Here is an 18,104-nt window from a genome sequence, read left to right as displayed (position 1 = left end):
CACGATGATCAACGGCAGCAAACCTTTGGCGAGATCGTTGCGCTGGGGCATGGTCGGCGGCGGCGGCACCAGCCAGATTGGTTACATCCACCGTTCGGCGGCCTTGCGCGACGGCGCGTTTACTCTGTTGGCCGGCGCGTTCGACATTGACGCCGAACGCGGGCGTGATTTTGGCCGGAGTCTGGGCGTGGCGGCGGAGCGCTGTTATGCGGATTATGCTGAGATGTTCCGCGCCGAAGCCGCGCGGGCGGACGGCATCGAAGCGGTCTCGATCGCCACGCCGAACAACACCCATTACGCCATTTGCCGGGCGGCGCTGGAGGCGGGATTGCACGTGGTGTGCGAGAAGCCGCTGTGTTTCAGCGTCGAAGAGGCGCAGGCGCTGGCGGCGCTGTGCGAGCGGCAGCGCAAAGTCATCGGCGTGACCTACGGCTATGCCGGGCACCAGATGATTTTGCAGGCGCGGCAGATGATTGCCGATGGCCGGCTGGGGGAAATTCGGCTGGTGAATATGCAGTTCGCCCACGGCTTTCACGCCGCGGCGGTGGAGCAGGATAATCCCAGCACTCGCTGGCGGGTCGATCCGCGCTTTGTCGGCCCCAGCTATGTGCTGGGCGATCTGGCGACCCACACGCTGTTCCTGGCGGAAACCATGGCGCCGCAGCTGAAGATCCGGCGGCTGATCTGCAGCCGACAAAGCTTTGTGCCGTCGCGCGCGCCGTTGGAGGACAACGCCTATGTGCTGATGGAGTATCACAACGGCGCCATCGGCTCCGTGTGGGCTTCGGCGGTCAACTGCGGTTCGATGCACGGCCAAAAGGTGCGCATTGTCGGTGAAAAGGCCAGCCTGGAGTGGTGGGATGAACAACCCAATCAGCTGCGCTTCGAAGTGCAGGGCGAGCCGGTGCGGATCCTGGAGCGCGGTATGCCGTATCTCGCCGCGTCGGCGCTGGCGGACGATCGCATCGGCGGCGGCCATGCGGAGGGGCTGTTTGAAGCCTGGTCGAATCTCTACCGCCGCTTCGCGCTGGCGATGGACGCCACCGATCGGCGCGACGCGGCCTTCCTGGCCGACTTCTGGTACCCGGACGTGCAGGCCGGCGCGCTGGGCGTGAAGTGGGTGGCGCGCTGCGTGCAATCCGCCGAAACCGACGCCGGCTGGGTCGCCTTCGACTGAGCGCGCGATTCGCTCAGACGCTGGCCCCGTCGTAGCTGTGGATCTGTAACGCATCGAGCGCGACGTCAGGCACGCAGCGCAGATTGACGGCGCACATCGCGGCGCCGTCCGGCGCGGTGCCGTAGGCAAAGGGCTGGGCGCCGCAGACTCGGCAGAACTGATGGCGGATCTTGTGCTGATTGAAGGTGTAGGTGCTGAGCCGGTCTTGGCCGCTGCTGAGCGTGAACGCGCTGATGGGAAAGAAAGACAGCAGCAGGCCTTTGCGGCGGCAGATCGAGCAGTTGCAGCTGAGGGCTTCGGTCGGCAGTTCGGCGTCTACGGAGAAGGTGACGGCGCCGCAGTGGCAGCTTCCCTGGAATGACATGGCGATGATCCTGTAACAGGGGAGGGTGTTTGCCCAGTATAGTGCAATTTATCGTCACTCGGCCGCACCCGGTCTGGTTTCCTTAGTAAATGCACGGTTTTCTGGTAGGTTAGAGGTTAACGTCATCAAAAGGAGATCGCGATGTTAGAACATTACTATCCGGCCAATATGGGCGCCGAACCGGTCACGGACGAACAGCACAAACGGCTGGTGGCGGTGCAGGCGGCGCTGGAACTGATCAAGGCCACGCTGTCGGATACCAACGATGGCAACGGCGTGGACTTCCAGCTGAAGGCGGCGGAGAAGCACATCGGTCCGATGGCCGACGCCATTCAGGAAGCCCTGAAGTAACGGTTCGCCGTCACGTCAACCGCCCGTATCGGGCGGTTTTTTTTTGCGCCGATTACTGCGATTTTTTTAGTGGCGCATTGCCTTTTTCCCGGCTGGTGCCACGAGCGGCGCGATCCTACTCTAGCGATCCGAGTCCTCATCAGGGTCATGCTCATGTTCCGCTTCAGCTTCTTTTCTTTCTTATTGCCGTGCCGCCGATGCGTCACCCAGTTGGCCGGCGCTGCGCTGTTGCTCTGCGGCGTTATGCAGGCGCAGGCCACGCAACGCATCGAGTTTTCACCGGACCCCGCCGGCGCCTACCCTGAGGGCATTGCCTGGAATGCACGCGCCGGTGCGTTCCTTATCTCCTCCCTGCGCGGCGGGCAGCTTGGCCTGGTCTACCCGGATGGCCGCTATCGGCGGTTTTCCACCGGCACGGGGCTTATCACCACCTCCGGCATGCTGGTGGACGCCGAGCGCAACCGGGTGCTGGTGTGCAACGAAGACGTGGGCGTGTCCCGCAACTCTGCCGCCGGCACGCGCAATCGCGTGGCGCAGGTGCTGGAGTTCAATCTCGATACCGGCGTGCTGCAGCAGACGTACGACCTTTCATCGCTAAGCCATGGGCCGACGCTGGCCAACGATCTGACGCTCGACGCACAGGGCAATATATACGTCACCGACAGCTTCCAGCCGCAGATTTACAAGATTGATCGGGCAACGCGCCAGGTGTCGATTTTGGTGCGCTCAGCGCGCTTGATGCCGGCCGACGCACCCGCCGCTGCGCAGGGCACGCGGCCCTATCTCAATGGCGTCGTGTATCACCCGGACGGCTTCCTGATTGCGGCGGACTACACCCGCGGGCTGCTGTGGAAGGTGACGCTGGATACCACGCCTGCGGTAAGTGAAATCAGGCTGCCGCAGCGGCTGAAAGGGCCGGACGGGCTGCGGCTCAAAAACGCCCATGAATTGGTGATCGTACAGTCTTTTCCGGGTGAAAAGGGGAGCATGTCCGGTGACGTGACGCTGCTCTCCTCGACCGACGGCTGGGCCAGTGCGCGTATCGCTGCGGTCGCCGCGCCGCCGGGATTGGATGGGCCGACCGGCGCCGCGCTGCGCGATGGCGAGGTGTGGGTCGTCAACTCCCGTTACCCCCGGCTGTTTGCCGACGTCGCTCAGGCGGAAAGTACCAAGACTTTCAGTATCGTCAAGGTAGCGTTCGAACCGGTCGCAGCGGATGGCCGCCGAGCGGCGACGGTTGCCAACCCGGCCGGAATAGGATTAAATGCGCACTGACTGTATAAATAAACAGGTGCGCTGCGATGAGTCTGATGTTGAAGGGTGAAAAGATTGACCGTAACCGCTTTACCGGCGAAAAAATTGAAAACGGCAGTTTTATGCTGTGCGATTTTTCGGGCGCCGATCTGACCGGTACCGAGTTTATCGGCTGCCAGTTTTACGATCGCGACAGCCGACAGGGCGGCAATTTCAGCCGCGCGATACTGAAAGACGCCAGCTTCAGAAGCTGCGATTTGTCGATGGCCGACTTCCGCCATGCCAGCGCGCTGGGAGTGGAGATCCGCGAATGCCGCGCGCAAGGCGCCGATTTTCGCGGCGCCAGCTTTATGAACATGATCACCAGCCGCACCTGGTTTTGCAGCGCCTATATCACCAAAAGCAACCTGAGCTATGCCAACTTCGCCAAGGTGGTGCTGGAGAAATGCGAGCTGTGGGAAAACCGCTGGCACGGGGCGCAGGTGCTCGGCGCCAGCTTCAGCGGCTCCGATCTGTCCGGCGGCGAATTCTCCGGTTTTGACTGGCGCGCCGCCGATGTCACCCAGTGCGATCTGAGCAACGCGGAACTGGGTGAGTTGGATTTACGCACCACCGATCTGCAGGGCGTTAAAATGGACAGTCACCAGGCCGCTCAACTGCTGGAGCGGCTGGGGATCGCGATCATCGGCTGAGTAACTGCCGCAGTCCCAGTGCGATGATCAAGGTGCCGCAGGCGCGATCGATCCAAGCCTTGCTGCGGCGGTAGGCGCCGGCGACAGGCGCGTGCGACAATACCAGCGCCACCAGCCCGTACCACAAGCTGGCTATCACCGCGACTTCCAGCAGCATGGCGAGAAAAGTCGGTGTAGAAACATGGGCGGGCGCCGCTGATGAGAAGACGGCGGCGTAAAACGCAATGGATTTGGGGTTGGCGATGTTGGTGGCGATACCCTGTAGAAAGGCGGCGCGAAAACCGCTTTTTCCGGTGGCCGCTGGGGTGCCGGAAGAGGGCGCCGCCTGGGCGATAAGCCGATAGCCGAACCACATTAAATAGCCAGCGCCGGCGACTTTAATCGCCATAGCCAACCAGGGGAACAGGGCGAAAACCACGCCGATGCCAAGAAGGGCGCTGCTCGCCCAGAACAGATTGACCAGCACGATGCCGGCCACCAAGGCAAACGCCTCTGTCCGGCGTGCTGAAACGGCTTTGTGAGCGACAGCGACGAAATTGGGGCCGGGGATCACCACGCCGACAATATACACGGTGAAAACGGCGAGTACGGCGGACATATCGATCATGGAAGATTGCCTGTTACAACAAGAGTACCGTTAGTTTTATAACGAATCCCGCACAGAATCCACCCGACCGATCGCGCCGCCGCTCCGATGACGGCCGGGAAGAGTTACGCATGCGGCACATTCCGGTGAATGCTTGGGGCACCGAGGCGATGGCGCTCGTCGACCGTTTGCCGAGGGGGCAGGCGAGGGAACCGGCGCTGGACTAAACTTAAGATGCATAAGAAACATGCGGCAAGGAGCGCCATCCTGTTTACGGATCTGACGAGGAGGGCCGCCATCATGGCTTACCGGCATATCGTTGTCGCCACGGATCTCAGCGAAGACGCCGAGTTCCTGCTGGGCAAGGGCGCCAGACTGGCCGCCGCGCTCAATGCCAAACTTTCCCTGATCTATATCGACATCCACCGCGCCGGCTATTACGTCGATCTGGGCGTGGGCGATTACAACTACACCGATCGCACCTTTTCGGAGCGGGTGAAGAATATGCTCAATGCGATCAAAGGGCAGTCGTCGTATCCGGTGGAAGAGGTGATCGTCAGCCGCGGCGCGTTGACAGAAGAGCTGAACCGGGTGACGAAGGAAAAAGGGTTCGATCTGGTGATCTTCGGCCATCATCATGATGTCTGGAGCCGACTGGTCTCTTCGGCGCGTCAGGCGATCAACGAGCTGAACGTTGATCTACTGGTTGTTCCCATCGAGAAAAAATAGTCGCGGCCGCCTGCGGGCGGCTGCCGTTTTCCATTCGCATCGCTTATCTCTGAGCGGCCATAACCGTCTATCCGCAATAATCCCGCTTGCTGATAATCTGCCAGGAAAATAGTGACTGGCCGCAATTTTATTATCTCCATCAATATGTTGGCCAAAATCCGATAAAGATTAACTCAGCGCATTGAAATGACTCGTATACCTCCTTTTGGTTAATAAACCGCACGTTTTGACTGGCTCTCAGGGAGCCTGAGTCTTATCCTCGGAGCAATGAGATTTGTATGACTTATATAAATGCGTTTACATGGAGGAGGTCTCATGCGTTTTGACAATAAAGTCGTGGTTATCACCGGTGCGGGCAATGGCATGGGGGAAGCGGCGGCGCGGCGTTTCTCCGCCGAGGGCGCGATCGTGGTGCTGGCCGACTGGGCCAAGGAAGCGGTGGACAAGGTCGCCGCTTCGCTGCCGCAGGGCCGGGCGATGGCGGTGCATATCGATGTGTCCGATCACGTCGCGGTTGAAAAAATGATGAACGAGGTGGCGGAAAAACTGGGCCGCATCGACGTCCTGCTGAACAACGCCGGCGTACACGTGGCGGGCAGCGTGCTGGAAACCAGCATCGACGACTGGCGTCGCATCGCCGGGGTCGATATCGACGGCGTGGTGTTCTGCTCCAAATTCGCCTTGCCGCACCTGCTGAAGACCAAGGGCTGCATCGTCAATACCGCGTCGGTGTCCGGCCTGGGCGGTGACTGGGGCGCGGCCTATTACTGCGCGGCGAAAGGCGCGGTGGTCAATCTGACGCGCGCCATGGCGCTCGATCACGGCGGTGACGGCGTGCGCATCAACTCGGTCTGCCCGAGCCTGGTCAAAACCAACATGACCAACGGCTGGCCGCAGGAGATCCGCGACAAGTTCAATGAGCGCATCGCGCTGGGGCGTGCGGCGGAGCCGGAAGAAGTGGCGGCGGTGATGGCGTTCCTGGCCAGCGACGACGCCAGCTTTATCAATGGCGCCAACATTCCGGTCGATGGCGGGGCGACCGCCTCGGACGGCCAACCGAAGATCGTCTAAGCGTTAACGCACAGGCCCGGCCATGATGACCGGGCCTGCTGTTTTAGACGCCGATGCGGTCGCGCAGCGTGTAGTAGGCCGCGCCGATGGCGGTGAACGGGATCTGCAGGTTGCGTCCGCCGAAGAACGGCAGGTGCGGCAGCTTGGCGAAGGCGTCGAAGCGTTCGGCGTCGCCGCGCATCAGCTCGGCGATCAGCTTGCCCGCCAGATGGGTGCAGGTCACGCCGTGGCCGCTGTAGCCCTGCATGTAGTACACGTTATTCTCCAGCCGGCCGAACTGCGGCATGCGCGACAGCGTCAGCAGGAAGTTGCCGGTCCAACGATAGTCGATACGCACCCCTTTCAGCTGCGGGAAGGTCTTCAGCAGCTTTGGCCGGATCAGGTTGTCGATGTCGTCCGGATCGCGCGCGCCGTACACCACGCCGCCGCCGTACAGCAGGCGATGATCGGCGGTGATGCGGTAGTAATCCAGCAGGTAGTTACAGTCTTCCACGCAGTAATTCTGCGGGATCAGCGCCTGCGCGATCTCCGGCGCCAACGGTTCGGTGGTCACCACCTGAGTGCCGCACGGCATGCTGCGTTTGGCCAGCCGCGGCTCCAGCTTGTCGCCCAGGTAGGCGTTGCCGGCGACGATGACGAAGCGCGCCTTCACCTGGCCGTTGGCGGTGCTGATGAGCGCCGGTTCGCCGTGGCGGATGTTCGTCACCGCCGATTGCTCGAAGATGCGCCCGCCCTGCAGGCGAATCGCCTCGGCCTCGCCCAGCGCCAGATTGAGCGGATGGATGTGGCCGCCGCTGTGATCGAGCAGCGCGCCGACATAGCGATCGCTGGCGACCTCCTGGCGCACCCGGTCCGCATCGAGCAGCTCGAGCTGGGTATTGCCGTAGCGCTCCCAGTTGCGCTTTTGCTCGATCAGCGCATGGAACTGCTTGTTGTTCAGGGCGGCGAAGATGCCGCCGGGGCGGTAGTCGCAGTCGATGGCGTAGCGGCTGATGCGGCTGCGAATGATCTCCGCGCCTTCAAACATCATGCTGCCGAGCAGGCGGGCGCTTTCCGCGCCGTAGCGCTCCTCGATCACATCGATGTCGCGGCTGTAAGAGTTGACCAACTGGCCGCCGTTGCGGCCGCTGGCGCCGAAACCGATGCGCGCCGCTTCCAGCACCACCACGTCGTAACCGGCTTCCACCAGGAACAGCGCGGAGGAGAGGCCGGTATAGCCGCCGCCGATCACGCAGACGTCGCACTCGAGAGATTCATTCAATTGCGGATAGGGCTGATGAGCGTTGGCCGTGGCCGCATAGTAGCTTTTTACGTGTTCAGTCATGAGAGAAGCCCTTATTCCAGCGAGATCCAGGTGGTTTTCAATTCGGTGAATTTGTCCAGCGCGTGCAGCGATTTGTCGCGGCCGTTGCCGCTCTGCTTATAGCCGCCGAACGGCACGGTCATGTCACCGTCGTTGTAGTTGTTGACGAACACCGTGCCGGCTTTCAGCTGGCGCGCCATGCGGTGCGCGCGCGCCAGATCGCGGGTCCAGACCGCGGCGCCGAGGCCGTAGTCGCTGTCGTTGGCCAGCTGCAGCGCCTGTTGCTCGTCGTCGAAGGCGGTCACCGCCAACACCGGGCCGAAGATTTCATCGCGCGCCACGCTCATGACATTGTCCACCTGGGTGAGGATGGTCGGCCCCAGATAGCCGGCGTGGTCGCCCTGTGGATGGTCGCGCCCGTCGAGGAACAGTGCGGCGCCTTGGCTCAGCCCCCGCTCGATATAGCCGGCCACTTTCTCGCAGTGGCCGCTGTCGATCAGCGTGCCCATCACCGTGGCGGGATCGAGCGGGTCGCCGGGGATGAAGGCCGCCGCATGTTTGCGCAGCGCCTGCAGGAACGCTTGCTCAATGCTCGCTTCGACCAGCAGGCGAGTGCCGGCGATGCACACCTGCCCCTGATTATAGAAGATGCCGGCGGCGGCGCTGCGGGCGGCCTGATCCAGATCCGGGCAGTCGGCGAAGACGATGTTGGCGCTCTTGCCGCCGGCCTCCAGCCAGACGCGCTTCATGTTCGATTCGCCGGCGTAAATCATCAGCTGTTTCGCCACCAGCGTAGAGCCGGTAAAGGTGAGGGCGTCGACGTCGCGGTGCAGCGCCAGCGCCTTGCCGGCGTCGTGGCCGTAGCCGGGCACCACGTTCAGCACGCCGTCCGGCAGCCCGGCCTGTTGCGCCAGTTTGCCGAGCAGGATGGCGCTCAGCGGCGATTTTTCGGAGGGTTTGAGCACCACGCTGTTGCCGGCGGCCAGCGCCGGGCCGAGTTTCCAGCAGGCCAGCAGCAGCGGGAAGTTCCAGGGCACGATGGCGCCGACCACGCCGATCGGCTCGCGTTCGATCAGCGCCAGCGCATCGCGGCCGGTGGGGGCGATTTCGCCGTACACCTTATCGATCGCTTCGGCGTACCAGCGGATGCAGCGGATAGCGCCCGGCACGTCGTCGCGCAGGCTGTGGCGAATCGGTTTGCCGGTGTCCAGCGTTTCCAGCAGCGCCAGCTCTTCGTGATGCTGCTCCATCAGATCGGCGAAGCGCAGCAGCGTGGCTTTGCGTTGCGCCGGCGCGGCCTGCGCCCAGTCGCCGCGTTCAAAGGCGGCGCGCGCCGCGCTGACCGCCCGATCGATGTCGGCGGCTTCACCGCGCGCGACCTGCGCCAGCTCACGGCGGCCGGCGGGATCTTCCACGGCGAAACGCTTCCCCGCGGCGGCCGGCTGGTAGCGGCCGTCGATAAACAGCTGGTGCTCAATCTTCAGGGCCTGCGCCCGTTGTTGCCAATACTGCAAATGGTGAAAGTTCATGCCTGGCTCCGTTGATCAGAATGTCGTCGGCGTATGGGCGCTGATAATCCGGCAAATGCGCGCCGACGTGTTGCTGAAGCTGTGGGGAATGCCGGTATTGATGGCGTAGCTCTGCCCGGCCAGCAGGTGATAGCTCTGGCCGTTGACCTGCAGCACCACTTCGCCCTCCAGCAGCGTGCCGATCTCTTCCCCTTGGTGTTTGATGCGCTCGCCGGTGGTGGTGCCCGGTTCGTAGGTCTCGATCATCATTGCCAGCGTGCGGTTCGGATCGCCGTTGTGGATCAGCTTCATCGAAACGCCCTGGCTGCCGATTTCGATCAGATCGTCACTGCCTATCACGATCTGCGGCTGCGCCGGTTTTTCCGGCTCGGCGAAAAACGCCGACAGCGACAGACCGTATACCGTCAGCAGCTTTTGCAGCGTGCTGATGGCCGGGCTGACCTTATCTTGCTCGATAGTACTGATGGCGCTGTGGGTTAACCCAGACAGTTCGGCGACCCGGCGCTGCGACAACCCCAATTGTTGACGGATCTGCGACAGACGTTTTCCCGGTGCCAAGCTGACGTCGCTCATGGGCGTTTTTCCTTTTGATAGTTCCGACAGGCGGTGATGAAACCATCAAACAACAGGCGCGACAGGGCGTACTCGTCACTGTTCCACTCCGGGTGCCACTGCACGCCGAGCGCGAAGGGCTGATCGCGCACGCTGATCGCCTCCACCAGTCCGTCGGCGGCGTGCGCCTCGATGCGAACGCTCGCGCTCAGGGTTTTGGCGCCCTGGCCGTGCAGCGAGTTCACCCAGAATCTGTTGCAATCCGGTATCAGTTGCGAAAGTAGCCCCCCTTCCTGAACGATGACTTCATGGGCGGGGGCGTATTGCTGTTCCAGCGGCAGGTCGTGATCTTCACGATGCTCCAGCAGCTCTGGCAGTTCGTACAGGCGGCGATGCAGGGTGCCTTGGGTGGCGACCACCATCTCCTGCATGCCGCGGCAAATGGCGAAAAGGGGAATGCGCCTGTCGAACGCCTGGCGGAGCAGCGCCAGGCTCAACGCGTCTCGGCCAGGATCGGCGTCAGGCTCATCGCCGTTTTCACCATAAAGGTGCGGCTGCACATTACTGGGGCTGCCCGGCAGCAAAATGCCGTCGAGGCGTGGCAACAGTTCCGCCAGCATTTCCGGCTCCGCCAGCGCGTGCGGCAGGGCGATCGGCAAGCCGCCGGCGGTGATAACGGCATTCAGGTACTTTTCTTGCAAGGTCTGTGTGAGGTGCCCGTTTAACCTATACCTGCACATGACGACGCCGATGACTGGTCTGTTAAATATATTGTCCATACTATCCCCTTGGTACGTTCGAAATTATGAACGATAAGCTTCTCCACCGCCGATTTCGTTCAATATTCTATAAATCTAGCAGTCGATTGGGCAATATTCAAACCAAAAGTAACACTTGCAAAACAAATTTGTTTCATCTACGTTTCATTTATGGGCATTATATTGAACAAGACGGTCAATAAACATCGACGACAGCAAAACACAAACGGCGGGTGAACCATGCAGACCAACATCGTAGAAGTGGAAAACTTTGTTCAGCACAGTGAAGAGAGACGAAGTAGCGCGTTCCAGCGCGAAGTGAAGAAGTACCTGGAACGTTATCCGTTAACCCAACATGTCGACGTCCTGTTGACCGATCTGAACGGCAGCTTCCGCGGTAAACGCATCCCGGTCGGCGGTCTGAATAAGCTGGAAAAAGGCTGTTACTTCCCGGCGTCGGTATTTGCGATGGATATTCTCGGCAACGTGGTGGAAGAAGCCGGGCTGGGGCAGGAGCTGGGCGAGCCGGATCACGTGTGCGTTCCGGTACCGGGCACGCTGACGCCGTCGGCGGCGGATCCGCAATATATCGCGCAGGTGCTGCTCACCATGCTGGATGAAGATGGCACTCCCTTTGACGTTGAACCGCGCAATGTGCTGAACCGAGTGTGGCAGCGTTTGCGTCAGCGCGGGCTCTCCCCCGTGGTAGCGGTAGAGTTGGAGTTCTATCTCATCGATCGTCAACGCGATGCGGAGGGCTATCTGCAGCCGCCGTGCGCGCCGGGCACCCAGGAGCGCAACACCCAAAGCCAGGTGTACTCCGTCGATAACCTGAACCATTTCGCCGATGTGCTGAGCGAAATCGACGAGCTGGCCCGTTTGCAGGGCATTCCGGCGGACGGCGCGGTGGCGGAAGCGTCGCCGGGGCAGTTCGAAGTCAACCTGCACCATACCGATGATGTGCTGCAGGCCTGCGACCATGCGCTGGCGCTGAAACGGTTGGTGCGCATGGTAGCCGAGAACCACAACATGCAGGCCACCTTTATGGCCAAGCCGTATGAGGAGCACGCCGGCAGCGGCATGCACGTGCACATCAGCATGCTGAATGCGCAAGGCGACAACGTGTTCGCCGATGACGACGGCGAAGATTCGGCGCTGCTGAAACAGGCGCTGGCGGGCATGATCGCCCTGATGCCGTCCTCGATGGCGCTGCTGGCGCCGAACGTCAACGCCTATCGCCGTTTCCAGCCCGGCATGTATGTGCCGACCCAGGCTTCCTGGGGGCATAACAACCGCACCGTGGCGCTGCGCATTCCCTGCGGCGATCGCGACAACCACCGCGTGGAGTATCGCGTGGCGGGCGCCGACGCCAACCCTTATCTGGTGATGGCGACCATTCTGGCCGGCATCGTCTACGGCCTGGAAACCGCATTGCCGCTGCCTGAGCCGGTGACCGGCAACGGGCTGGAGCAGGACGGGCTGCCGTTCCCAATCCGCCAGAGCGACGCGCTGTACGAGTTTGAACATCAGCCGGTGCTCAATGCATTGCTGGGCGAACGCTTCAGCCATGTCTACCTGGCCTGCAAAACCGACGAGCTGGTGCAGTTCGAGCGTCTGATCACCGAAACCGAAATCGAGTGGATGCTGAAAAACGCCTGATCCCGCTCACCTAACGACTACCGCGCGCGTCCGGCGCATTTCATCGGCTCTCCTGTGGCCGGTGAGGCTGCGCGCTGCGGTACAGAATTTCTTCTATCACGGCGTACAGGACGCCGACGAGGAAATAACCATGACTCAGTCATCCCCATGCGCAGGCGTCTGCCTGTGCCGCAGTGCCTACGGGCCGGTCGCCGGCCGCCCGACAGTGACCCCAAATCGTTTTTCCCGCCGCCTGAACAGCAGTTTCCCCGCGGCCTCTCTGAATGACGTTGCACGGTTGACAGCAGAGGACCAAAAGGGGAACTGCCATGACGATTAAAGCCATCGACAGCGGCCCGGCGGGCAAACCGCAGCTGCGCAAATCCCTCAAACTGTGGCAGGTGGTGATGATGGGCCTGGCCTATCTGACCCCGATGACAGTGTTCGACACCTTCGGCATTGTCTCCGGCCTCACCGACGGCCATGTGCCGACCTCCTATTTGCTGGCGCTGGCCGGCGTGTTGTTCACCGCCATCAGCTACGGCAAACTGGTGCGCCAGTTTCCTACCGCCGGCTCTGCCTACACCTATGCGCAGAAGGCGATCAACCCGCACGTCGGTTTTCTGGTGGGGTGGTCGTCGCTGCTGGATTATCTGTTCCTGCCGATGATCAACACGCTGCTGGCGAAGATTTACCTGACCGCGCTGTTCCCGGAAGTGCCGCCCTGGGTGTGGGTGGTGGGCTTCGTTATCCTGATCACCGCCATCAACCTGAAAAGTGTCAATCTGGTGGCCAACTTCAATACCCTGTTCGTGCTGGCGCAGGTGGCGATCATTCTGGTATTTATCTACCTGGTGGTGCGCGGCCTGCACAACGGCGAGGGGATGGGCACGGTGTGGAGCCTGCGGCCGTTCCTCAGCGAGAATGCCCACCTGCTGCCGATCATTACCGGCGCGACTATCCTGTGCTTCTCGTTCCTCGGTTTTGACGCGGTCACCACGCTGTGCGAGGAGACGCCCGACGCCGCCAAGGTTATTCCGCGCGCCATCTTCCTGACTGCGCTGTACGGCGGGGTGATCTTTATTAGCGTTTCGTTCTTTATCCAGCTGTTTTTCCCGACCATTCAACGCTTTCACCAACCCGACGCCGCGCTGCCGGAGATCGCGCTGTACGTCGGCGGCAAGCTGTTCCAGTCGATCTTCCTGTGCGTGACCTTTATCAACACGTTGGCCTCCGGCCTGGCGTCGCACGCCAGCGTGTCGCGCCTGCTGTATGTGATGGGGCGTGACAACGTGTTCCCGGAGAAATTCTTCGGCTATATCCACCCCAAATGGCGCACGCCGGCGCTGAACGTACTGATGGTCGGGCTGGTGGCGTTGTCGGCGCTGTCGTTCGATCTGGTGACCGCTACGGCGCTGATCAACTTTGGCGCGCTGGTGGCCTTTACCTTCGTTAACCTGTCGGTGATCAGCCACTTCTTTATTCGCGAAGGGCGCAACAAAAGCTGGAAGGATCGCTTCAACTTCCTGTTCCTGCCGCTGGTGGGGGCGTTGACGGTGGGGGTGCTGTGGCTGAACCTGGAGAAGAGCTCGCTGACCATGGGGCTTATCTGGGCGACGCTGGGCTTCGGCTACTTGGCCTGGCTGACCCGGCGTTTTCGCCAGCCGCCGCCGCAGCTGGAGCGGCAACCGCAGCAATAAATTCACAGGCGGGAGTTTCCCGCCTTTCTTTTTGGCGCGTGCGGCAGTAGAGTGAAAAAACTGATAAAAAATAACCTATTGGACCTGCCTTATGCCCGCTTTGCCCTTGCGTACCCGCGCCACGTTGCTCGGTTTGTTGGCCATCGTGCTATGGAGCAGCGTCGTCGGCCTGATCCGCAGCGTCAGCGAAGGGCTGGGGCCGATCGGCGGCGCGGCGATGATCTACAGCGTCAGCGCGGTGTTTTTGCTGGTGGCGCTCGGCGTGCCGAAATGGCGCAGCTTTCCGCGGCCTTATCTCATCGTCGGCAGCCTGCTGTTCGTCAGTTACGAAATCTGCCTGTCGCTGTCGCTCGGCTACGCCAACACCCGCCTGCAGGCGATAGAAGTGGGCATGATCAACTACCTGTGGCCCTGTTTCACCGTGCTGATGGCGTTGGTGCTTAACGGCCAAAGAGCGAAATGGTTGCTGCTGCCGGGGCTGCTGCTGTCGCTGTTCGGCATCGGTTGGATCATGAGCGGCGAGGGCGGCTGGTCGCCGGCGCAGATGCTGGCCAACGTGCGCAGCAACCCGCTCAGCTACGCGCTGGCCTTCAGCGGTGCGGTGATCTGGGCGCTGTATTGCAACCTGACCAAGAAGATCGCCCAGGGCAGCAACGGCGTGGTGCTGTTCATCGTGCTGACCGCGCTGGCGCTGTGGCTGAAGTATGCCTTCAGCGCGGAAAGCGGCATGCAGTTCAGCCTCGGCGTGACCGTAACGCTGCTGTGCGCCGGGGTGGCGATGGGGGCGGGGTATGCCGCCTGGAACGTCGGCATCTTGCACGGTAACATGACGCTGCTGGCCACCGTATCCTATTTTACCCCGGTGCTGTCGGCGGTGTTCGCCGCGTTGGTGTTGCACACCTCGCTGACCGTCAATTTCTGGCAGGGCGTGGCGATGGTCACTCTCGGTTCGCTGATCTGTTGGCGGGCAACTCGCGGAAATTAACGGAAATTATCCGCTGTCGTCGCAATGTTGAACTAGAATTTAACTAGCCATGTTGCCTGAAGGAACGACGACGATGAGAAGCGACATTCAATTTATTCAACAGCCTGAAATCGACGTGCATCACTATGAGCGCGGCGATACCGTTCGCCTGACCACGGCGAATTTGCGACATGAATATCAGCTCGACGTTTATATTTTGCGTCGCGACGACAAGCTGATTTACGGCTCGGTCGTCGCGGCGGCGCCCAAGACCGATATTCCGGTCGCCAGTTGGGAGGTGAAAAACGGTGAAGAGGTGGCGTTCCGCCAGGAAAACATCGCCAAAGCGGTGCCGGCGGTGAACTGATTTCACGTTCCGTACTTTCTCCTGATGCTGATGAAGGCCGGCGCTGGCGCGTCGGCTTTTTCTTTTCCACCTCGTGATGACGCCCTGATGTCATTTGGCTCAAAAACTGCGCTAAAAAACGCGGTGCATGACAAAAATCACAGCGAATGTGAATTTGCATGAAACATAATTTGACAAATGTGAACGCAATCGATTACCTATTCGCGAAATGCGTAACTGGATCACAGATTCTTACAGTCAGTGGTTTCTATAATGCGCGCGTCATCCGAGTTTCTGTGTGAAGACAACGCCAGGTGTCGGCAGACTCATTGTCATCTTTTCTAAACGGGCAGGAAATGGCCCTTTAAGCATGTGGTAATAAAATGAAAAAAATAGCTCTCGCAGCAGGTGTACTGCTCGCAGCGTCTTACAGTGCATCATCAATGGCTGATAGCAAAGACAGTCAATATGTCTCCGACTGGTGGCACCAGAGCGTTAACGTGGTGGGCAGCTACCACACCCGTTTCGGGCCGCAGCTGAATAACGATGTGTATCTCGAATACGAAGCCTTCGCCAAGAAAGACTGGTTCGATTTCTACGGTTACGTTGACGTGCCGAAGTTCTTCGGCGTAGGCAACACCCCGGATCGCGGTATCTGGGACAAAGGCTCCCCACTGTTTATGGAGATTGAACCACGTTTCTCCATCGACAAACTGACCGGCACCGATCTGAGCTTCGGTCCGTTCAAAGAGTGGTACTTCGCCAACAACTACATCTATGATCTGGGCCACAACGCCGACGGCCGTCAAAACACCTGGTACATGGGTCTGGGCACCGATATCGACACCGGCCTGCCGATGAGCCTGTCGATGAACATCTATGCCAAATACCAGTGGGAAAACTACCAGGCTGCCAACGAGAACAGCTGGGACGGTTACCGCTTCAAGGTGAAATACTTCGTACCGCTGACCCAGGTGTGGGGCGGCAACCTGAGCTACATCGGCTTCACCAACTTCGACTTCGGTTCCGATCTGGGCAAGGACAGTGGTAACGCGATCAACGGCAAACAGGTGCGCACCGGCAACTCTATCGCCTCCAGCCATATTTTGGCGCTGAACTACGATCACTGGCACTATTCTTTCGTGGCGCGTTATTTCCATAACGGCGGTCAGTGGCAGGATGGCGCGGATATCGGCACCCCGCAGGGCCCGATCAAGTCTACCGGTTGGGGTTATTACCTCGTGGTCGGCTATAACTTCTGATTTTCCGTGCTATCAGAAACAGAAAACCCCGCCTGGCGGGGTTTTTTTTCGTCATCACTGGGCTTGTTCAACCGGGAGATGCTTCACCGGCATAAACAGTCTGCCTTTGATCACGTGACATTCATTATTTATCCAACTAATGATTTGTTCACGGCTGACGCCTTCCGACTGCGCGTACTGATGAAGATCGCCGTTAAAGTGCCGAGTGATGTATTCCATGAGGGTCATTTGCACGTCTTTTGCTCCTGAACGCCCACCCGTTGCCAGCCTGGCCACCGCGGGAGGTTGAGGTTTCTCAGACAGCGAATGTAAATTATCGGCAACGAAATCTCAACATAAAGCACCAGATTGGGGCGACAGCGGCGGGAAAAAGAATCCCGCACGGAGAGGCGGGAAATGTTCGCTATTATCATTATGGATGATAAGAATAAGATTTGAGGTGCGACGAAAAAGAGCACGCTAACTCTTTTTTGTTACCTTCCCACGCTAGCGTAAGGCTTATTTTTCTTCAAGAAAAATCTGAGACAAGCATCGGCATTTTCGAGGCATTTTGCGTTAAAACAAGAGAGTGGCGCGAATGCCGTAAAACCGCACTGTCATCTCGGAGTTTTCCTTATACTTTGTCTGGAAAAGGCCAGCTATAGTCAACAGAGTCACCCACGCAGGAATACACAACATGAACAAACGTCGTACGACTCTCACGGTGTTGGCGCTGATTGCATCGCTGGGGTTGTCATCCGCCCCGGCCTTAGCCGACAAAGGCGGCAATGGTAACGGCAACGGAAACGGCCATGGCAACAGCGGCAATCACGGCAATAACGGTAACCATGGCAACAACGGTAACAACGGCAATCACGGCAACAAAGGCAATAAAGATAAAGGCGGCTATAGGAACGACGATAATCTGGTATCCGTCAGCCTCTCGCGCGACCGCGCCCGTTCGCTGGCGCACAACTATGGCCTGACCGGCTACAGCTCGCTGCCACCGGGCATCGCCAAAAATCTGGCGCGCGGTAAACCGCTGCCGCCGGGTATCGCCAAAAAAGTGGTGCCTTACTCGATGCTGCGTGAGTTGCCGCAGTACCCGGGTTATGAGTGGCGTATCGCCGGCGACGATCTGGTGCTGGTCGCACTCAGCACCGCGATTGTGGCCTCCGTGATCAATGGCGTTTTCGACTAACGTTTGTCGAGCGTTATCGGGCCTCGCTGCGGCGGGGCCTTTTTATTTGCCAGCGCGGGGCGGACGTGGTGAACTTTGGGCCTTACGTTTTCACTGCATCATAAGGGAGGCGCCATGTTCAGGGCGTTATTGATAGCCTGCTGTTTGACCAGTTTTCCCGCGTTGGCGGGCGGCGCCGCCGCCATCGGCGAGCTGGTGAACCAACGGCTGTCGTTGATGAAAGACGTTGCCGGTTACAAGGCGCAGCAGCATTTACCGATCGAAGATCTGGCGCAGGAGGCGAAGGTGTTGGCCAACGCGCAGGCGGAGGCGGGGCGTTTGGGGCTAGAGCCGGCGTCGGTACGGCCTTTTATCACCGCGCAGATGGACGCCGCCAAGGCGATTCAGTACCGCTATCGCGCCGACTGGTTGGCGAACCCGGGATCCGGCTGGGAGCCGCGCCCGTTGGCGCAGGTGCGCCCGCAGATCGCGCAACTGAGCAGCCAGATATTGCAACGGTTGGCGGAGCGGCTGCGTGCCGGCCCGCTCGGCGAGGCGGATCGGGCGGCGTTTATGGCGTCGGTGGATCAGGTGAATCTCAGCGACGCCGACAAACGGCGGCTGGCGGATGCGCTGCTGGCGGTCAAAACCGGCAGCGCACGCTGAGCG

General features: G+C 60.3%; 20 protein-coding genes. 13 read left to right on the top strand and 7 right to left on the bottom strand.

Translation table 11 applies throughout. The annotated features are described in order from the left end of the window. Positions 1-4 precede the first annotated feature (4 nt). Entirely contained in the window at positions 5-1,177 is a 1,173-nt protein-coding gene (locus MMS95_RS12885) for a Gfo/Idh/MocA family oxidoreductase (protein ID WP_015377627.1), read from the top strand. Between the two features lie 13 nt (positions 1,178-1,190). On the opposite strand, the gene MMS95_RS12880 is transcribed toward MMS95_RS12885, so the two are convergent. Continuing rightward, complete coding sequence (locus MMS95_RS12880; protein ID WP_044031402.1) at positions 1,191-1,541, bottom strand: GFA family protein; 351 nt, start codon at positions 1,539-1,541, stop codon at positions 1,191-1,193. Positions 1,542-1,682: 141 nt separating this feature from the next. On the opposite strand from MMS95_RS12880, the gene MMS95_RS12875 reads away from it, so the two are divergent. The 3 genes from MMS95_RS12875 (at position 1,683) to MMS95_RS12865 (ending at position 3,838) form a co-directional block, all read left to right on the top strand. After that, the gene (locus tag MMS95_RS12875; RefSeq protein ID WP_004941260.1) at positions 1,683-1,892 is read left to right on the top strand and encodes a hypothetical protein; all 210 of its coding nucleotides are present in this window, start codon (positions 1,683-1,685) and stop codon (positions 1,890-1,892) included. Between the two features lie 153 nt (positions 1,893-2,045). Beyond that, the gene (locus tag MMS95_RS12870; RefSeq protein ID WP_242141759.1) at positions 2,046-3,167 is read left to right on the top strand and encodes an SMP-30/gluconolactonase/LRE family protein; all 1,122 of its coding nucleotides are present in this window, start codon (positions 2,046-2,048) and stop codon (positions 3,165-3,167) included. Between the two features lie 26 nt (positions 3,168-3,193). Continuing rightward, positions 3,194-3,838, top strand: coding sequence for a Qnr family pentapeptide repeat protein (locus MMS95_RS12865; protein WP_015377630.1), 645 nt, complete (start codon positions 3,194-3,196; stop codon positions 3,836-3,838). Here MMS95_RS12865 and MMS95_RS12860 read toward each other — a convergent pair. Further along, complete coding sequence (locus MMS95_RS12860) at positions 3,828-4,445, bottom strand: LysE family translocator (protein WP_021505532.1); 618 nt, start codon at positions 4,443-4,445, stop codon at positions 3,828-3,830. The two genes, MMS95_RS12865 and MMS95_RS12860, sit on opposite strands and share 11 nt — an antisense overlap. Before the next feature lie 279 nt (positions 4,446-4,724). Here MMS95_RS12860 and MMS95_RS12855 point away from each other — a divergent pair, with 279 nt between their 5' ends. Both MMS95_RS12855 and MMS95_RS12850 read left to right on the top strand, forming a co-directional pair. Next, positions 4,725-5,153 carry a universal stress protein gene (locus MMS95_RS12855; protein ID WP_242141758.1) on the top strand — a complete coding sequence of 143 codons (429 nt, stop codon included), beginning with the start codon at positions 4,725-4,727 and terminating at the stop codon, positions 5,151-5,153. A 315-nt stretch (positions 5,154-5,468) separates the two neighbouring features. Then, complete coding sequence (locus tag MMS95_RS12850) at positions 5,469-6,224, top strand: SDR family oxidoreductase (protein WP_015377633.1); 756 nt, start codon at positions 5,469-5,471, stop codon at positions 6,222-6,224. Positions 6,225-6,267: 43 nt separating this feature from the next. On the opposite strand, the gene MMS95_RS12845 is transcribed toward MMS95_RS12850, so the two are convergent. Genes MMS95_RS12845 through puuD form a run of 4 tightly spaced genes read right to left on the bottom strand, consistent with a single transcriptional unit; the run spans position 6,268 to position 10,387 of the window. Next, positions 6,268-7,548: an FAD-binding oxidoreductase gene (locus tag MMS95_RS12845; RefSeq protein WP_004941279.1), complete on the bottom strand. Its 1,281-nt coding sequence runs from the start codon at positions 7,546-7,548 to the stop codon at positions 6,268-6,270. A gap of 11 nt (positions 7,549-7,559) precedes the next feature. After that, the gene (gene puuC / locus MMS95_RS12840; protein WP_049240210.1) at positions 7,560-9,056 is read right to left on the bottom strand and encodes an aldehyde dehydrogenase PuuC; all 1,497 of its coding nucleotides are present in this window, start codon (positions 9,054-9,056) and stop codon (positions 7,560-7,562) included. Between the two features lie 15 nt (positions 9,057-9,071). Then, positions 9,072-9,629: an HTH-type transcriptional regulator PuuR gene (gene puuR / locus MMS95_RS12835; protein ID WP_015377636.1), complete on the bottom strand. Its 558-nt coding sequence runs from the start codon at positions 9,627-9,629 to the stop codon at positions 9,072-9,074. Next, positions 9,626-10,387 carry a gamma-glutamyl-gamma-aminobutyrate hydrolase gene (gene puuD, locus MMS95_RS12830; RefSeq protein ID WP_242141757.1) on the bottom strand — a complete coding sequence of 254 codons (762 nt, stop codon included), beginning with the start codon at positions 10,385-10,387 and terminating at the stop codon, positions 9,626-9,628. Before puuD ends, puuR begins: the two co-directional genes overlap by 4 nt. A gap of 219 nt (positions 10,388-10,606) precedes the next feature. Here puuD and MMS95_RS12825 point away from each other — a divergent pair, with 219 nt between their 5' ends. From MMS95_RS12825 to MMS95_RS12805, 5 genes are all read left to right on the top strand, one after another. Next, entirely contained in the window at positions 10,607-12,025 is a 1,419-nt protein-coding gene (locus MMS95_RS12825; protein WP_015377637.1) for a glutamine synthetase family protein, read from the top strand. 308 nt (positions 12,026-12,333) lie between these two features. Next, positions 12,334-13,704: an APC family permease gene (locus MMS95_RS12820; protein ID WP_004941289.1), complete on the top strand. Its 1,371-nt coding sequence runs from the start codon at positions 12,334-12,336 to the stop codon at positions 13,702-13,704. A gap of 91 nt (positions 13,705-13,795) precedes the next feature. Further along, positions 13,796-14,689 carry an aromatic amino acid DMT transporter YddG gene (yddG, locus tag MMS95_RS12815; RefSeq protein WP_088381501.1) on the top strand — a complete coding sequence of 298 codons (894 nt, stop codon included), beginning with the start codon at positions 13,796-13,798 and terminating at the stop codon, positions 14,687-14,689. Between the two features lie 73 nt (positions 14,690-14,762). Beyond that, positions 14,763-15,035 carry a hypothetical protein gene (locus tag MMS95_RS12810; RefSeq protein ID WP_004941292.1) on the top strand — a complete coding sequence of 91 codons (273 nt, stop codon included), beginning with the start codon at positions 14,763-14,765 and terminating at the stop codon, positions 15,033-15,035. 362 nt (positions 15,036-15,397) lie between these two features. After that, on the top strand, positions 15,398-16,276 hold the full coding sequence (locus MMS95_RS12805; RefSeq protein ID WP_031300510.1) for a nucleoside-specific channel-forming protein Tsx: 879 nt from the start codon (positions 15,398-15,400) through the stop codon (positions 16,274-16,276). Between the two features lie 54 nt (positions 16,277-16,330). On the opposite strand, the gene MMS95_RS12800 is transcribed toward MMS95_RS12805, so the two are convergent. Further along, positions 16,331-16,510 (bottom strand): hypothetical protein, encoded by a 180-nt coding sequence (locus MMS95_RS12800; protein ID WP_031300509.1) that lies wholly within the window; start codon positions 16,508-16,510, stop codon positions 16,331-16,333. A gap of 442 nt (positions 16,511-16,952) precedes the next feature. On the opposite strand from MMS95_RS12800, the gene MMS95_RS12795 reads away from it, so the two are divergent. Together MMS95_RS12795 and MMS95_RS12790 are read left to right on the top strand one after the other, a co-directional pair. Further along, positions 16,953-17,456, top strand: a complete 504-nt coding sequence (locus tag MMS95_RS12795) for an anti-virulence regulator CigR family protein (RefSeq protein WP_004941297.1) — start codon at positions 16,953-16,955, stop codon at positions 17,454-17,456. Positions 17,457-17,570: 114 nt separating this feature from the next. Continuing rightward, positions 17,571-18,101: a chorismate mutase gene (locus MMS95_RS12790; protein WP_166445040.1), complete on the top strand. Its 531-nt coding sequence runs from the start codon at positions 17,571-17,573 to the stop codon at positions 18,099-18,101. Positions 18,102-18,104 lie beyond the last annotated feature (3 nt).

The organism is Serratia sp. PGPR-27, assembly GCF_022678525.1.
Lineage (GTDB): Bacteria > Pseudomonadota > Gammaproteobacteria > Enterobacterales > Enterobacteriaceae > Serratia > Serratia nematodiphila.
Note: the sequence above shows the minus strand (reverse complement) of the source record. Positions and strands in the feature narration are given on the sequence as shown.

What these genes read in the sequence shown, in the direction of transcription:
- MMS95_RS12885 (WP_015377627.1), top strand. Translation starts at nt 5, where the DNA reads ATGATCAACGGCAGCAAACCTTTGGCGAGATCGTTGCGCTGGGGCATG.
- MMS95_RS12880 (WP_044031402.1), bottom strand. Translation starts at nt 1,541, where the DNA reads ATGTCATTCCAGGGAAGCTGCCACTGCGGCGCCGTCACCTTCTCCGTA.
- MMS95_RS12875 (WP_004941260.1), top strand. Translation starts at nt 1,683, where the DNA reads ATGTTAGAACATTACTATCCGGCCAATATGGGCGCCGAACCGGTCACG.
- MMS95_RS12870 (WP_242141759.1), top strand. Translation starts at nt 2,046, where the DNA reads ATGTTCCGCTTCAGCTTCTTTTCTTTCTTATTGCCGTGCCGCCGATGC.
- MMS95_RS12865 (WP_015377630.1), top strand. Translation starts at nt 3,194, where the DNA reads ATGAGTCTGATGTTGAAGGGTGAAAAGATTGACCGTAACCGCTTTACC.
- MMS95_RS12860 (WP_021505532.1), bottom strand. Translation starts at nt 4,445, where the DNA reads ATGATCGATATGTCCGCCGTACTCGCCGTTTTCACCGTGTATATTGTC.
- MMS95_RS12855 (WP_242141758.1), top strand. Translation starts at nt 4,725, where the DNA reads ATGGCTTACCGGCATATCGTTGTCGCCACGGATCTCAGCGAAGACGCC.
- MMS95_RS12850 (WP_015377633.1), top strand. Translation starts at nt 5,469, where the DNA reads ATGCGTTTTGACAATAAAGTCGTGGTTATCACCGGTGCGGGCAATGGC.
- MMS95_RS12845 (WP_004941279.1), bottom strand. Translation starts at nt 7,548, where the DNA reads ATGACTGAACACGTAAAAAGCTACTATGCGGCCACGGCCAACGCTCAT.
- puuC (WP_049240210.1), bottom strand. Translation starts at nt 9,056, where the DNA reads ATGAACTTTCACCATTTGCAGTATTGGCAACAACGGGCGCAGGCCCTG.
- puuR (WP_015377636.1), bottom strand. Translation starts at nt 9,629, where the DNA reads ATGAGCGACGTCAGCTTGGCACCGGGAAAACGTCTGTCGCAGATCCGT.
- puuD (WP_242141757.1), bottom strand. Translation starts at nt 10,387, where the DNA reads ATGGACAATATATTTAACAGACCAGTCATCGGCGTCGTCATGTGCAGG.
- MMS95_RS12825 (WP_015377637.1), top strand. Translation starts at nt 10,607, where the DNA reads ATGCAGACCAACATCGTAGAAGTGGAAAACTTTGTTCAGCACAGTGAA.
- MMS95_RS12820 (WP_004941289.1), top strand. Translation starts at nt 12,334, where the DNA reads ATGACGATTAAAGCCATCGACAGCGGCCCGGCGGGCAAACCGCAGCTG.
- yddG (WP_088381501.1), top strand. Translation starts at nt 13,796, where the DNA reads ATGCCCGCTTTGCCCTTGCGTACCCGCGCCACGTTGCTCGGTTTGTTG.
- MMS95_RS12810 (WP_004941292.1), top strand. Translation starts at nt 14,763, where the DNA reads ATGAGAAGCGACATTCAATTTATTCAACAGCCTGAAATCGACGTGCAT.
- MMS95_RS12805 (WP_031300510.1), top strand. Translation starts at nt 15,398, where the DNA reads ATGAAAAAAATAGCTCTCGCAGCAGGTGTACTGCTCGCAGCGTCTTAC.
- MMS95_RS12795 (WP_004941297.1), top strand. Translation starts at nt 16,953, where the DNA reads ATGAACAAACGTCGTACGACTCTCACGGTGTTGGCGCTGATTGCATCG.
- MMS95_RS12790 (WP_166445040.1), top strand. Translation starts at nt 17,571, where the DNA reads ATGTTCAGGGCGTTATTGATAGCCTGCTGTTTGACCAGTTTTCCCGCG.